This window comes from Pseudobutyrivibrio ruminis CF1b (assembly GCF_000424005.1).
Classification (GTDB): Bacteria; Bacillota; Clostridia; order Lachnospirales; family Lachnospiraceae; genus Pseudobutyrivibrio; species Pseudobutyrivibrio ruminis_C.
In genome coordinates, this window is record NZ_AUJB01000009.1 from 412,107 (window position 1) to 426,663 (window position 14,557).

General features: G+C 41.1%; 12 protein-coding genes. All 12 read left to right on the forward strand.

Features of this window, described 5'->3' with window-relative positions; all coding sequences use genetic code 11:
• Nucleotides 1-2 precede the first annotated feature (2 nt).
• The 12 genes from G592_RS17835 to G592_RS0108630 all read left to right on the forward strand — a co-directional run bounded on the left by G592_RS17835 (nucleotide 3) and on the right by G592_RS0108630 (nucleotide 14,446).
• Nucleotides 3-731, forward strand: coding sequence for a sugar transferase (locus G592_RS17835; RefSeq protein WP_242830158.1), 729 nt, complete (start codon nucleotides 3-5; stop codon nucleotides 729-731).
• Nucleotides 731-2,080, forward strand: coding sequence for a glycosyltransferase family 2 protein (locus tag G592_RS0108580; protein ID WP_028247468.1), 1,350 nt, complete (start codon nucleotides 731-733; stop codon nucleotides 2,078-2,080). Before G592_RS17835 ends, G592_RS0108580 begins: the two co-directional genes overlap by 1 nt.
• 157 nt (nucleotides 2,081-2,237) lie before the next feature.
• Nucleotides 2,238-3,794, forward strand: coding sequence for an LCP family protein (locus G592_RS17025; RefSeq protein ID WP_051194828.1), 1,557 nt, complete (start codon nucleotides 2,238-2,240; stop codon nucleotides 3,792-3,794).
• Between the two features lie 24 nt (nucleotides 3,795-3,818).
• Complete coding sequence (glmS, locus tag G592_RS0108590) at nucleotides 3,819-5,651, forward strand: glutamine--fructose-6-phosphate transaminase (isomerizing) (protein ID WP_028247469.1); 1,833 nt, start codon at nucleotides 3,819-3,821, stop codon at nucleotides 5,649-5,651.
• Between the two features lie 129 nt (nucleotides 5,652-5,780).
• A complete protein-coding gene (locus G592_RS16050; protein ID WP_051194829.1) occupies nucleotides 5,781-7,151 on the forward strand; it encodes a S1C family serine protease in 1,371 nt (456 codons plus the stop codon).
• Between the two features lie 185 nt (nucleotides 7,152-7,336).
• A complete protein-coding gene (locus G592_RS0108600; RefSeq protein ID WP_028247470.1) occupies nucleotides 7,337-7,825 on the forward strand; it encodes a GNAT family N-acetyltransferase in 489 nt (162 codons plus the stop codon).
• Between the two features lie 50 nt (nucleotides 7,826-7,875).
• On the forward strand, nucleotides 7,876-8,319 hold the full coding sequence (locus tag G592_RS0108605) for a VanZ family protein (RefSeq protein ID WP_028247471.1): 444 nt from the start codon (nucleotides 7,876-7,878) through the stop codon (nucleotides 8,317-8,319).
• Between the two features lie 72 nt (nucleotides 8,320-8,391).
• Nucleotides 8,392-9,324 carry a carbamate kinase gene (gene arcC, locus G592_RS0108610; RefSeq protein WP_028247472.1) on the forward strand — a complete coding sequence of 311 codons (933 nt, stop codon included), beginning with the start codon at nucleotides 8,392-8,394 and terminating at the stop codon, nucleotides 9,322-9,324.
• A 203-nt stretch (nucleotides 9,325-9,527) separates the two neighbouring features.
• Nucleotides 9,528-9,749: a FeoA family protein gene (locus G592_RS0108615; protein WP_028247473.1), complete on the forward strand. Its 222-nt coding sequence runs from the start codon at nucleotides 9,528-9,530 to the stop codon at nucleotides 9,747-9,749.
• An 8-nt stretch (nucleotides 9,750-9,757) separates the two neighbouring features.
• On the forward strand, nucleotides 9,758-11,905 hold the full coding sequence (gene feoB, locus G592_RS16055; protein WP_051194831.1) for a ferrous iron transport protein B: 2,148 nt from the start codon (nucleotides 9,758-9,760) through the stop codon (nucleotides 11,903-11,905).
• A 68-nt stretch (nucleotides 11,906-11,973) separates the two neighbouring features.
• On the forward strand, nucleotides 11,974-13,062 hold the full coding sequence (locus G592_RS0108625) for a glycosyltransferase family 2 protein (RefSeq protein WP_036952260.1): 1,089 nt from the start codon (nucleotides 11,974-11,976) through the stop codon (nucleotides 13,060-13,062).
• Nucleotides 13,063-13,309: 247 nt separating this feature from the next.
• Entirely contained in the window at nucleotides 13,310-14,446 is a 1,137-nt protein-coding gene (locus G592_RS0108630) for a hypothetical protein (RefSeq protein WP_028247475.1), read from the forward strand.
• The last annotated feature ends 111 nt before the right edge of the window (nucleotides 14,447-14,557 follow it).

The following is a 14,557-nucleotide window of genomic DNA, read 5'->3' on the forward strand; positions in this document are numbered from 1 at the left end:
GTTTGGTTGAGCAGGGACTGACAGTTCATGTGTCCCTCATTCACACAGACAATCTTATGCCAAACAGAATAATGGAGACTTATGGTCGCTATGTAGTGCTGACCACAAGTATGCATATAGCCAATAATCGTCAGGCATTTTGCAAGAGATTTGGAGATATACTGGGTTCGATTATAGGACTGGTTTTTGTGGTGATTGCCTTTATCATTTTTGCACCAATTATCAAAATCCAGTCCAAGGGACCTGTATTTTTCAGTCAGACCAGAATCGGTAAAAATGGACGTAAGTTTAAATTCTATAAATTCAGAACCATGTACATGGATGCGGAGGAGCGAAAGAAGGAGCTGATGGAGCAAAACGAAATCAGCGGAAATATGTTTAAGATGGAAAATGATCCGCGCATTATTCCAATAGGACATTTTATGCGTAAGTATTCCATCGATGAGCTGCCTCAGTTTTGGAATGTTTTGAAAGGTGATATGGCAATCGTTGGAACCAGACCACCTCTTGAGGATGAGTATGAAAATTATGCTCTTCATCATAAGGCTCGTCTTTCAATTAAACCGGGGCTTACAGGAATGTGGCAGGTCAGCGGACGAAGCGACATCACTGATTTTGAGGATGTGGTGGCACTGGATACCCAGTATATTTCCAACTGGTCGCTGATGCTGGATTTGAAGATATTACTTAAAACTGTTGCTGTTGTGCTTGGAGGAAAGGGATCGAAATAATGAGCGATGCTTATTTTTCTCTGGTGGTTTGGACTACGGATACTGACATGGACCAGTTTAAGGATATGCTGGAGTCCATCGACCAACAGGATTATCGTGAATTCGAATTATATATTTTGGACAACAACCCAAGCAACGAGCTGGAGGTTACCATTAAGGAATTCTTCCCTGACATCGTTGATAAGGTTCATTATCGCCGTCTGAAAAAGAAGAATGGCGGAGCCTATGCCTATAATATAGGAATACATTTTGCAGAAGGCTCCCATTTGGTTTTCCTGGGACAGCACGACAGACTTGGCGGGAACACTCTGAGTTCTTTCAATGAAAAGATTCAGGGGCTGGAAGGCGACGCCTACATTATCTACAGCGACCACGATGAGCTTGTGGGGCTGGACAGAATGAATCCTCACTTTAAAAGTGATTTTAATAAGGAACTTTTTTTGCAGACAAATTATATAGGAGAGTTTTTGTGCATCTCAAAGGGGCTTGTAAGACAGATTGGCGAGTTCAATGAGAAGGCAAAATATTCCTATATATATGAATATATTTTAAGAGCAGTTTTTAAAAATTTCGAAATCGCTCATGTACCATCTCTTCTTTATCATAAGAGAACCTCTACGAAGGGAATGACAAAGGAAGAACGGCAGGAGGCTACATATTCTGCCAAGGAACACTTGGCTTTAGCATTATCGTATTTACGAAGCAACGGAATAGTATGCGACGGACGAATAGACCAGTCTTTGAAGAAGTGGCACATCGATTATGATGACACCAGCTTCAGAAGATTTGGTAAAGACTACATGTTTTTGCGTGAGGATAATGTGAGACTCTTCACCAGAAACAACGTAAAGAAAATGTACGGCTATCTTTGCCAGCCGGACGTGGCTGTAGTTGGTGTGCGTTTTTTAGGCAAAGGATTTACCTATGATAATGCTGGCTACATTATCGGCGAAGATGGTACTGAGTATCCGGCCTTTCATGGGCAGCGAATTTTCAGGGATACCTATGAGGGCTTGGGAAGCATGCCAAGAGACGTGGCCATGGTGGATGGTGGTTGCTGTATGATTGATGCAAAGGTATACAGAATGCTTCACGGTTTTGATAAGAATCTTTCTGGCAGGGATGCCATGCTTGATTTTTGTCTGAGAGCAAAAGCTAAAGGATACAGGACTGTAGTGGTGCCACGAGTTATCGCCAGATATAAAGATAAAAATAATGAAACCACTCAGGAAAGCCACGACAGACTTATGGAAAAACATGGTGATTACATTCAGCAGGGGGATTGCTTCTATAATAAGAACCTTCCTCTTGGAGTAGAAAATTATGTCCTTCCAGGTGCTTCAGAATAAATAGTAAACGCAATTCTTAAGATTTATTAAGATTTGTCTAAAACAGATAGAATTCTTGACAACCTACAAACCATTAGAGTAGACTAAACCATAATGCTGTCATGAAAATGGCAGCATAAAATTTTTTTTAAAATAAGAATGGAGAACTAGGAGTAAGATGAGTAATTTTGATGATTACGATTTTGACTTGGACAGAGATTTCAATTCCCAGCGTGGACTTGATCTCGATGATGAATTAGATATGTATGATTACGATCCAGATGTAAGACGCAGAAGACCAGAGGGCAGCCGCCCATCAGGAGCTCGTCGTCCAGCAGGTTCACGTCCTGCAGCTTCAAGAAGCAGTCAGCCTCGTCAGGGGGCACCAAGACGTCGCCCAGAGGGCAATCGTCCACAGCAGGGCAGAAGACCAGAAGGTGGCAGACCTTCAGGCAGTCGCTCAGCCGGTTCGCGTTCAGGAAATGGCCGTCCTTCAGTGACACGTCCAGATGGCGGACGCGCATCTTCAAGAGCAACAGCTGACAGACGCAGCAGCCGCCCATCAAACAGCCGTCCAGCGGGAAGAAAGAAGACTAGCAAAGCAGCACAGAAGAAAAAGAACAGAAGAACAATCATTATTATAGAGATAGTTATTTTATTAATCCTTGCAATCGTTATTTACTTCTGGAGTAAATTTGGCAAGGTTAACTGGGACAACATCAATATGGAGCAGGTTAAGTCAAACGAACTTGATGCAGCTACAGAAGAGGTTCTCAGCAATTACAAGACTATTGCACTGTTCGGTGTTGATAACCGTTCAAACGGAAAGCTCGACAGTGGTAACTCAGATGCTATCATCCTTGTTTCTATTAACAATGATACAAAGGATGTTAAGATGCTTTCAGTACAGCGTGATACTTACCTTCAGGTTGAGAAGGACTTATATCGTAAGTGTAATTACGCTTATAACCATGGTGGAGTTGAGCAGGCTCTTGAGATGCTTAACACAAACCTTGATATCAAGATTGACGGATACGTGGCAGTTGACTTCTATGCCCTTGCTACTATCGTAGACTGTCTCGATGGTCTCGATCTTGAAATCACACAGAAGATGATTACTACAAACAATCCTGAGACAGGACAGAACGCTCTTGCAGGTTACATCGCAGAGGTTGAGAACATCCTTAATTACTATCCAAACGAGGAAGAGGGATGGAAGTACTCAGACTGCTACTTCGACAGCCCTGGTACATATCACTTAAACGGTGCTCAGGTAGTAGGTTTCTGTAGAAACAGATATGCTGTAAATAACGACTATGGCCGTGCTGAGAATCAGCGTATGGTTATTAAGATGATTGTTGAGAAGGCTAAGCATGCTTCACCTTCACAGTTGAATGACATTGCTGATAAGGTATTCCCTAAGATTGCTACCAGCCTTTCATTCTCACAGTGTGTAGGCATGGCTACAGATGTTGGAAAATACAATATGGCAGAGTCTTCAGGCTTCCCATTTGCACTTAAGACAAAGACAGTTAGCAAGAAGACAGGTAGTGTTGTAGTTCCTTGTACACTTACATCAAACGTTGCTCAGCTTCATAAGTTCCTGTATGATCAGGATGATTATGATCCTACTGATGATGTGGTTGATGTTATCAGTGAGCACATCAAATCAGAGACGGGCTTGAGTGAATCAAGTGCAGAAATAACACAGGCAACAGACGGTTCAGGCCAGTAGTTAACAGAATAAGAGGAATTAATTATGTGTGGAATAGTTGGATATGTAGGAAAGTCACAGGCAGCACCTATTTTGCTTGATGGACTTAGCAAGTTGGAGTACAGAGGTTATGATTCAGCTGGTATGGCTGTATATGATGGTGCAAAGATTGAGTACCAGAAGGCTAAGGGTCGTTTAAAGCTTCTTAGCGAGAAGACTCATGATGGTGCTACGATGCAGGGTACCATTGGTATTGGCCACACACGTTGGGCTACACATGGTGAGCCTAGCGAGGCAAATGCTCATCCTCATCTTAACGAGGAAGAGACAATTGCTGTTGTTCACAATGGTATTATCGAGAACTACGCTAAGCTTAAGGATAAGCTTATCAAGCGTGGATATACATTTAAGTCAGAGACAGACACAGAGGTAGTTGCTCACCTTCTTGATTACTATTACAAGCAGGGCAATGATCCACTTACATCTGTAACAAAGGTTATGCACCGTGTTGAGGGTGCATACGCCCTTGGAATTATCTTTGCAGATCATCCAGATGAGATTTACTCAGTTCGTAAGGACAGCCCACTTATCGTTGGTCTTGGCAAGGATGGAAATCTTATTGCATCAGATGTTCCTGCAGTTCTTAAGTACACTCGCGAGGTATACTTCATCGAGAACGAGGAAATTGCAAAGCTTACAGAGAACTCAATTGAGTTTTATGATGTAGATGGTCAGCCAATCGAGAAGCAGTCTAAGACAATCGATTGGGATGTTGATGCAGCAGAGAAGGGTGGTTACGACCACTTCATGATTAAGGAGATTCACGAGGAGCCTAAGACTGTTCGCGATACTCTTAATCCACGTATCAAGGATGACAAGGTAGATATCGAGGAGCTTGGTATGACAGACGAGGAGATTAAAGCAATCTCACGTATTCGTATCGTAGCCTGCGGTTCTGCTTACCATACTGGTGTTACAGCCAAGTACGTATTTGAGGAGATGGCTCGTATCCCTGTAGAGGTTGATATCGCTTCAGAGTTTAGATATCGCAATCCTATCCTTCAGGAGAATGAGCTTGTTATCGCTGTCAGCCAGTCAGGTGAGACAGCTGATACAAAGGAAGCTGTTCGTATGGCTCGCGCTATGGGCAATATGACACTTGCTATTGTAAACGTAGTAGGTTCATCTATCGCACGTGAAGCTGAAAAGGTTATGTACACATGGGCAGGTCCAGAGATTTCAGTTGCCACAACAAAGGCATACTCAGCTCAGCTCATCGCATTCTATCTTCTTGCAATGAAGTTTGCAGAGGTTAGAGGACTTCTCGGTGCAGATGAGATGAAGTCACTTATCAGCGACTTAAAGAAGCTTCCAGAGCAGATTGAGATGCTCCTTGGAAATAAGGAGCGCATCCAGAAGTTTGCAAACAGATTCGTTGCAGCTAAGGACGTATTCTTCATTGGACGTGGTATTGATTACGCTATTTCAATGGAAGGCTCACTTAAGCTTAAGGAGATTTCATACATTCACTCTGAGGCATATGCTGCCGGCGAATTAAAGCACGGTACTATCTCTCTTATCGAGGATAATACACTTGTTGCAGCAGTTGCTACACAGGACAATGTATATGCAAAGACTGTATCTAACATCGTAGAGTGCAAGACTCGTGGAGCTTACATTCTTGCAGTTACAACAATAGGAAATGAGGATATTGAAAAGGTTGCAGATTCTGTAATGTACATTCCTCAGACAAACAGATACTTTACAAACTCACTTGCAATTATTCCATTGCAGCTCTTTGGTTACTATGTATCTGTTGGTAAGGGCTTTGATGTTGATCATCCAAGAAACCTTGCTAAGTCAGTTACAGTTGAATAAAAGATTAATAAAGGTAGTAGTTTTTTAGCTACTACCTTTTTTTCTAAAGAAATACTAATACTCTTCACGCACTTGTCACATTAGGGCGTTACACTACATGCATGTAGTTGAGAAAGGAAGGCGAGTAATATGAGCGATTTTTTTAACAACGGCTCAAATTCGGAAGAGCAGAACAACTCTGGTTCTTATTCTTATAAGAAAGAAGAAATCAATCAGGGTGAATCATTTTATCAGTGGTCACCATACGATGATGGCAATAGAGTAAAGAAAAAAAAGACCAGCACACTTGGTAAGAAGCTTGGCAACGCAGCAGCTATTGCATTGGTATTTGGTCTTGTTGCCGGACTGGCTTTCCAGTCTATCGTGGCAGTTACTAATAGATTGTGGAACCTGGAAGAAGCCAAGCAGCCAGCTATTGAATCTACTGTCGAGACAGAAACGGCAGACAAGAAAGTAGAATCTACTGACACAGCTAAGGGCACTACAACAGCTACAAAGATTACTACTGATGTTTCTGAGATTGCACAGAATGTGCTTCCAGCAATTGTTCAGGTTACTAATGTAGGAATCAAAGAGTATCAGACATTCTTCGGTACAATGCAGCAGCCTACACAGTCAGCTGGTTCAGGTATTATCGTTTCACAGGACGATGACAACATTTACATTGCCACAAACAATCACGTTGTAAGCGGCGCTGAGACTCTTACAATTACATTCAATGATGACCAGGCAGTAGAGGGAACAATCAAGGGTACAGATTCATCTTGTGACCTTGCAGTTGTTTCAGTGGCAGTAAAGGATATCCCTTCAGATACTCTTTCTAATATTAAGGTAGCAACACTTGGTGATTCTGATAACACTGTTGTTGGCGAAGCAGCCATCGTTATCGGCAACGCAATGGGTTACGGTACATCAGTTACAAACGGTATCATCTCTGCAAAGGACCGCGAGGTTTCAGTTCAGGATGAGGATGGAAATGTAGTTACTAATTCACTTATCCAGACAAACGCAGCAGTTAATCCTGGTAACTCAGGTGGAGCTCTTCTTAATGCAAAGGGAGAGGTTATCGGTATCGTATCTGTAAAGCTTGCTCAGGAAAATGTTGAGGGTATGGGTTATGCAATCCCTATTTCATTTGCTACATCTATTATTCAGCAGATGGTAGACAATGATGTTGTTTCAGAGCTTGATGCTTCTTATCTTGGTATCGCAGGTAAGGATATCACTCAGGAGATGTCAGAGCAGTACAACGTTCCTGTTGGAGTTTATGTTGCGCAGGTAGTTTCTGGTTCAGGAGCAGATGAAGCAGGTATTGAAGTAGAAGATGTTATCACCGGCTTCAACGGACGTAAGGTTACTTCAGTAAACACACTGAACAATATCATGCAGTACATTGCAGCAGGCACAACAGTTGATGTTACTGTAGCCAGACATGATAACGACTACAAAGAAGAGACAATTAAGGTTACATTAACAAGAAAAATTGATAAAGTTCAGTAATATAACTTAATACACACACTATAGAAGGTTCGCAGGTAGCGGACCTTCTTTTTCATAAATATCGACTATTCCAATGGTTTTTTTGGAATGTGCTTTGAGATTTCTATCGAAGGCTAATAAATTTTGTACAATTATTCCAAGTCTGTTATGGTACTATATGTTCTATTCAGGGAGGACTGTGACAGATGGCGGAAAAAGATATCAAAACTTGTGAAGTATCAGATTTAGAAGGCTGTATCAAAGTATTAGAAAAATTTAAAGACTACGAATTCCTTAGTATGTTGCATGATGAGAATGAATTGGTTGATTATGCCAAGAAGGTTCTTGAAAATGGACATGTTATAGCTGAATTTCTCAGTGGAGATCCAGTAGGGTTCGTTTGTTTTTACTGCAATGATACCGAGTCTAAGACTGTATTTGTGACAAGTTTTGCCATCGCGGAAGATATTGGTTTTATGAAGGGAAAGACCCTTTTTAGAATTATATCTGAAGGTCTTAAAGTATGTAAGAAAACGGGAATGGAAAACATTCTGATTGAGGTAGATAAGAGAAATAAACTGGCCATTAGATTGTACGAACATCTTGGCCTTGAATATATGCCAGAGGAAAGAGAAACATCTTTTCTCATGGGCGCTCCAATTGGAGTAATAATGGAAAAATTTTATAAAAAATGATAAGGGCTTTCTCTTGAGAGAGAGCCTTTTTTTATGCTAAAATATTCGCTATGAAAAAAGGAAAGATTATTTTAGGGATTTTAATAGTGGCGTGGCTTTGTGTTATATGGGGCCACAGCATGCAGCCTGCAGTGGTATCTGAGGGCGAAAGCGGTAAGTGGCTGTCAGTGATTTCAAGATTCATTCCAGTCATTACAAATGACGATGCGGGAATGTATATTGTTAGAAAGTGCGCCCATTTTACAGAGTACGCTATCTTGGGAGTGCTGCTTGCTTTGGAGCTTGCATATTTTGTAAAGGGATGGCTTAGAAGATTTTTTGAACCATTGGCATTTGCACTTTCGGCATCATTTATCGATGAGACTATCCAGCTTTTTGTGGAAGGTCGTTCAGGACAGGTTTCTGATATGTGGATTGATACAGCAGGGGCAGCACTTGGCATTGTCATCACCCTTGCAATTATTGGAAATCGCAGAAGCAAAAGAGGATATTAATAGTGTCTACTGGGTACTGTTATGGTAGAATTATTACATAAATAATTTAGGCAAACGATTCGGAGGCATCATATGAGCAAAAAGAGAATAGTTATTGCACTTGGACATGACGCACTTGGCACAACTGTGCTGGAGCAGTGGAACGCTACAAAGCGCACAGCGGTGGCGGTAGCAGAATTTATCGGGCAGGATTATCAGGTGGTCATCACCCATAGCAATGGCCCACAGGTAGGTATGATTCACACAGCACTTTCTGAGTTTTATCAGAATCATCCTGATTACACACCTACACCTATGTCGGTTTGTTCCGCAATGAGTCAGGGTTACATTGGTTATGATTTGCAGCAGGCTATTCGTTCTGAGCTTGTAGGCCGAGGCATTTACAAGCCAGTATCTACAGTGCTTACACAGGTGACTGTAGATCCATATGATGAAGCTTTTTATAAACCTACAAAGATCATCGGCAGAATCCTTACAGAGGAGGAAGCTGAGGCTGAGGAAGCAAAGGGTAATCACACAGTCAAGGTGGAAGGCGGCTTCCGCAGAATTGTGGCTGCTCCAAAGCCTATGGAGATTGTTGAAATTGATGCCATCAAGGCACTTTGCGATGCAGACCAGGTGGTTATTGCAGCAGGTGGCGGCGGCATTCCAGTCCTCACTCAGGACAATAAATTAAAGGGTGCTTCGGCAGTAGTTGAGAAGGATACAGCAGCAGGTCTTCTTGCTTCAGAGCTTGATGCAGATATGCTTGTTATCCTTACATCAGTTACAAAGGTTTGCAAGAACTTTGGACAGGCTGATGAGGAGCCACTTGATTACATTTCAGTGGCAGATGCTAAGAAGATGCTTGCAGCAGGAGAGTTTGGTGCTACAGATATGGCGCCAAAGATTCAGGCAGCTATCGATTACATTGGTGATTCAGCTATCCGCAAGGTACTTATCACAAAGCTTTCTGATGCTGGCAATGCAGTAGGCGGCCAGACAGGAACAATGATTGGGAAATAGAAGATTATGAAGATGACTGGAGAGATAATTGTCTCCCAGTCATCTTTTTTGTTTATGAGTTAGCGCCTTGAAACCATTGAAGAAACATGGTATATTATGGGTAGCTGTTAGATATAGCTAACAATGATTATTTAAATAAAACTAACAATTTAAATATTTAGTTAGAATTGTCTAATAATTTCCGGCTATATAAGGAGAAATTAATGAAGACACTTAGAGATATTAAGGTTGGTGGCACAGCAAAGGTTGTGAAGATTAATGGCGAGGGTGCTATCAAGCGTAGAATAATGGATATGGGTATTACCAAGGGAGTAGAGATTTATGTTCGTAAGATGGCTCCTCTTGGAGATCCAATGGAGATTACTGTCAGAGGTTATGAGCTTGCATTCCGTAAGGCAGATGCAGAAATGATTATCGTAGAATAGGAGAAAAGATGGGAATTCGTATTGCTTTAGCAGGTAATCCAAACTGCGGAAAGACAACATTATTCAATGCTCTTACAGGATCTAATCAGTTCGTAGGAAACTGGCCAGGCGTTACTGTAGAGTATAAAGAAGGTACATATATCCATGATAAGGATGTAAAGATTGTTGATCTTCCAGGTATTTACTCACTTTCTCCATATACATTAGAGGAAGTAGTTGCCAGAAATTATCTTGTTGATGAAAAACCAGAGGCTATTATAAATGTAGTAGATGGTACAAATATTGAGAGAAATCTCTATCTCACAACACAGGTTGTAGAGCTTGGTATTCCAGTTGTTATCGCCATCAATATGATGGATGTTGTTGAAAAGAAAGGTGACATCATTTACACTGATGCACTTTCTAAGGAAATCGGTGTACCAGTTATTGAGATTTCAGCTTTAAAGAATACTGGTATGGAGAAAGTTGTAGCTGCTGCTGTTGAGGTAGCAAAGGAGGCAAAGCCACAGAATCCTAAGCACAACTTTGGCGGAGCTGTGGAGCATGCACTTGCTCATATCGAGGAGCTTTGCCTTCATAATCTTGAGGATGAGAATCTTCAGCGTTGGTATTCTATTAAGCTTTTTGAACGTGATGAAAAGATTCAGGAGAAGCTTGGTCTTTTAGCTGAAACAGTTCATCATATCGAAAAAGATATCACTTCCTGCGAACAGGAAATGGATGATGACTCAGAGTCAATCATCACAAATGAGAGATACAATTACATTACTTCTATCATAGATAAATGTGTTTATAAGGCACACAGAGGAATCTCCGTTTCTGATAAGATTGACCACATTGTTACCCACAGAATTTTTGCTCTTCCAATTTTCGCATTGGTAATGTTCATCGTTTATTACGTGACAGTTACTACTATTGGAACTGCATGTACAGACTGGGTTAATGAAGGTCTTTTTGGAGATGGATGGAACTGGTTTGGTAATCCTGATAAGTTCCAGCCAGGTATTCCAGTATTGATTGAACAGGCACTTGATGCCATGAACTGTAATGACATGGTAAAGGCTCTTGTTCTCGACGGAATCGTAGCCGGTGTTGGTGCAGTACTTGGTTTCGTTCCACAGATTTTTGTACTCTTTGCATTCCTTGCATTTTTAGAGGCATGCGGTTATATGTCACGTGTGGCATTTATCATGGATAGAATCTTCAGAAAGATCGGTCTTTCTGGAAAGTCATTTATTCCTATGCTTGTCAGCACAGGTTGTGGTGTTCCAGGTATTATGGCATCACGTACCATCGAAAATGACAGAGACCGTAAGATGACAATCATGACTACTACATTTATTCCATGTAGTGCAAAGCTTCCATTTATCGCTATGATTGCAGGTGCGATTTTTGGTGGGGCAGCATGGGTTGCTCCAGCAGCATATTTCCTTGGAATTTGTGCAGTCATTATTTCAGGTTTGATTTTAAAGAAGAGCAGATTGTTTGTTGGTGATGTTTCTCCATTTGTTATGGAGCTTCCGCCTTATCACTGGCCACCAATTGGCAATGTTCTCCGCAGTATGTGGGAGCGTGGCTGGTCATTCATTAAGAAGGCCGGAACAATCATCTTCCTTTCAACAATTGTTGTATGGTTCCTTACATTCTTTGGACCTACACCTGATGGATTTAGAATGCTTGAGGATTCTGAGATTGGAATGTCACTTTTAGCAAAGATTGGCGGACTTATTTCATGGATTTTCATTCCACTTGGATTTGGTCATTGGGAGGCAGCTGTGGCTACTCTGACAGGGCTTGTTGCTAAGGAAAATATCGTAGGTACTCTTGCAATTATCTACGGCGTTTCAGGAGATACATATCAGAATATCGCAAATGCGTTTTCACCTGCAGCAGGTTTTGCTTTCATGGCATTCAACCTTCTTTGTGCTCCTTGCTTCGCAGCTATGGGTGCAATCAAGCGTGAGATGAATAATGCAAAATGGTTCTGGATTGCCGTTGGATATCAGTGCGGATTTGCATGGCTTGTGGCACTTATTATTTATCAGCTTGGTGAGCTTTTAAATGGCGCAGCATTTGGAATAGGTAGTCTGTGTGGCCTTGCAGCAATCGGAGTTTTGGCTTACTTTGTTGGCAGGAAATCACATAATAAAAAATAGAAAAATAGTAGATTGAAACGAACCCCTGGGTCTTTGACAGCCTAGGGGTTTTTGAGTATTATGTCAGTATGAGTGAAGAAATTAAATTTTCCGTGATAATGCCTACATACGGAGTGGGCGAATATATTGGCGATGCATTAGGCTGTCTCATGATGCAATCCTACGACAATTTTGAGGTTATTATTGTGGACGATTGTTCACCTGATAACAGTGCAGATATTGCCCGTAGTTTTATCAATCGTGACGACAGATTTTTGTATATAAAGCATCCTGAAAATCAGGGCGTTTCAGCTGCAAGAAATACTGGTATCGAACATGCAACGGGAGATTATATTCTCTTTTTGGATCCAGATGATTTGTATGAGAAAAATCTCCTGAGAGTTTGCGCAGCAGCATTGGAACGAAATCCAGTTGATGTTTTGATTTACAGTCACACGGAAGATTATCGTAATTACGAATCAGGAAAAATCGAGTACATGAAGGCTATCACATTAGAGTTGCTGGATTATGATGATGACATGCTTACTACAAATGACCCTGTAACCATTCACAGACTGGCTATGCAGATGGAAGAAATTACCATGCTGGGCTACCCTTGGAACAAGTGTTACAAGGCAAGTGTAATCAAGGATAACAATCTTAGGTTTCAAAAAATAAAGCATGTTGAAGATATTCTTTTTAACTGCGATGTGCTTGATTATACAGAGTCACTTACTATATTAAATGACGTTCTTTATCACTATAGAAACCAGGGGCAGCTTCGTCTGACTGGCGGTGATATTGATGATTACTTTGAACTTCAAAAGACACGAGTTAAGAGAATTTTTGACCAGCAGCAGAAGTGGAAGACCTGCGATTTTGAAGCTCTTGGAATTCTGTCAAAGGAATATTTTAGAAGCTTCCAATCAGCAATGGTACGTCAGCTGGAGACCAAGACTAAAACAGATGAAATTTTAAAATGGTGTAAGAAAGAGGCTGAGACTGAGTTATATCAGGAGATGAGAAAATATCTTCCAGACAGCTCACGCACCATTAAAATGTTGTATAAACCATTGGCTGAAGGCATGTTTGGAACAGCCCTCAAACGCGCTCGACTCATGGAGTATACAAAGCATTATTTCCCTGGAGTATTTAATAGAGCTAAGCAGTTACGTTAGTTTTTGCCAAAATGTAGTCATTTTTGCCAAATGTTATAAATAGTAACAAATCTCCTTGAAAATGTATTATCTCGATGTTATATTATTTAACGAATTAGGCAATATCTATTAATTCGGGGACAGGCAATAAGGGAGACTATAAGAAATTTGGTAAAGTTTTTGTAGAGATTTTAGAGCCATCTATCCATGAATTTATGGATATGATGGCTTTTTATATTTTTTTTATGATTAATAAGGAGAATAAGAGATGAAAAGAAAAAAGTTTCTTGCTATGGCACTCGCAATGTCTATGGTAGCAGGGGTAGCTGGTACTACATTAGTATCAATGAACGTTTCAGCAGCACAGATTCATGATGCATCACAGGTTAACTACGGAACACTTACAGCTAAAGAGCTTGAAATGGTTAATCAGTACTTTGATGCAGAGTTCTATGCAGCAAAGTATGAGGATGTTGTTTCTGTTCTTGGAACAGATGCAGACCTTCTTTACAAGCACTTCGTAAATTGCGGTATTTTCGAAGGCAGAGAAGGATGGGCTACATACAACGTTGAGGATTTTAAGAGCGTTGTAATCGCTGAGGATGCTAACTTCGTTTCAGTTGAGGTTTACGCAGCTTCAAACCTTATGGGTACAACAGATTACTCTACAATCGAGAGAGCAGCTGTTTCAGCTAACGAGAACGGTGCTTCAATCGTTAACACAGATGAGGCTTCATATGTTGTTGCTTCAGCAGAAGTAGCAGAGGCACTTGCTGAGAACGATCCACACTACGAGAAGATTGGTACACTTAACATCGGCAGAGATGGAGAGTGCTGCATCTTAGTTTACAAGAAGGACAATGGCTATGCTACAAAGTTCCTCGAGGGTGACTATACTGCAATCTACACAGGTATCTGCGAGACTGTTTCATCTTGCACAGACATCGTAGGATTCATTCCTTTCATCGGATATGATGTTGCAGAAGCAAACGCTTTATCTGCATCATACGGCATTGAGACATTTGATGTTGATACAGGTGTTGTAGTTGGTTCTGAGGGTGCTTACTTTACATTAGATGACAAGATCGAGTACGTAAGACCAGTTGAGTTCGAAGCTCCACACGCTAGAAACATGACAAACTACACTAACAACGGATATGAGAACAACGCTTACACTGGCGTAGATGAGAATGCTACAGCAGACACAACATTTGATATCAGTGCTGGTACAGAGGCTGATGAGAATGGTAACGTAAATGTTACAGCAGTAATCTCAAACGATGAGACAGGCTTTAACTACTCAATCACATACCAGTTCGATGGTAATGTATACAGCTCAGTAGCTGATACAACAGCAGATACAGCTGCTACAGAGGCTCCAGCTGAGACTACAGTTGAAGAGTAATCAGATATAGAAATTTTGCCAGGCGAGACTTTAAGTCCCGCCTGTTTTTTCATTATTTGATTTTGTTGCATAAAAGATATATAATCAATTACGTGAGAAGGAGGGTTTAAC

Excerpts from the sequence above, each read along its gene's own strand:
- G592_RS0108580 (WP_028247468.1), top strand. The coding sequence starts at position 731 with ATGAGCGATGCTTATTTTTCTCTGGTGGTTTGGACTACGGATACTGAC.
- G592_RS17025 (WP_051194828.1), top strand. The coding sequence starts at position 2,238 with ATGAGTAATTTTGATGATTACGATTTTGACTTGGACAGAGATTTCAAT.
- glmS (WP_028247469.1), top strand. The coding sequence starts at position 3,819 with ATGTGTGGAATAGTTGGATATGTAGGAAAGTCACAGGCAGCACCTATT.
- G592_RS16050 (WP_051194829.1), top strand. The coding sequence starts at position 5,781 with ATGAGCGATTTTTTTAACAACGGCTCAAATTCGGAAGAGCAGAACAAC.
- G592_RS0108600 (WP_028247470.1), top strand. The coding sequence starts at position 7,337 with ATGGCGGAAAAAGATATCAAAACTTGTGAAGTATCAGATTTAGAAGGC.
- G592_RS0108605 (WP_028247471.1), top strand. The coding sequence starts at position 7,876 with ATGAAAAAAGGAAAGATTATTTTAGGGATTTTAATAGTGGCGTGGCTT.
- arcC (WP_028247472.1), top strand. The coding sequence starts at position 8,392 with ATGAGCAAAAAGAGAATAGTTATTGCACTTGGACATGACGCACTTGGC.
- G592_RS0108615 (WP_028247473.1), top strand. The coding sequence starts at position 9,528 with ATGAAGACACTTAGAGATATTAAGGTTGGTGGCACAGCAAAGGTTGTG.
- feoB (WP_051194831.1), top strand. The coding sequence starts at position 9,758 with ATGGGAATTCGTATTGCTTTAGCAGGTAATCCAAACTGCGGAAAGACA.
- G592_RS0108625 (WP_036952260.1), top strand. The coding sequence starts at position 11,974 with ATGAGTGAAGAAATTAAATTTTCCGTGATAATGCCTACATACGGAGTG.
- G592_RS0108630 (WP_028247475.1), top strand. The coding sequence starts at position 13,310 with ATGAAAAGAAAAAAGTTTCTTGCTATGGCACTCGCAATGTCTATGGTA.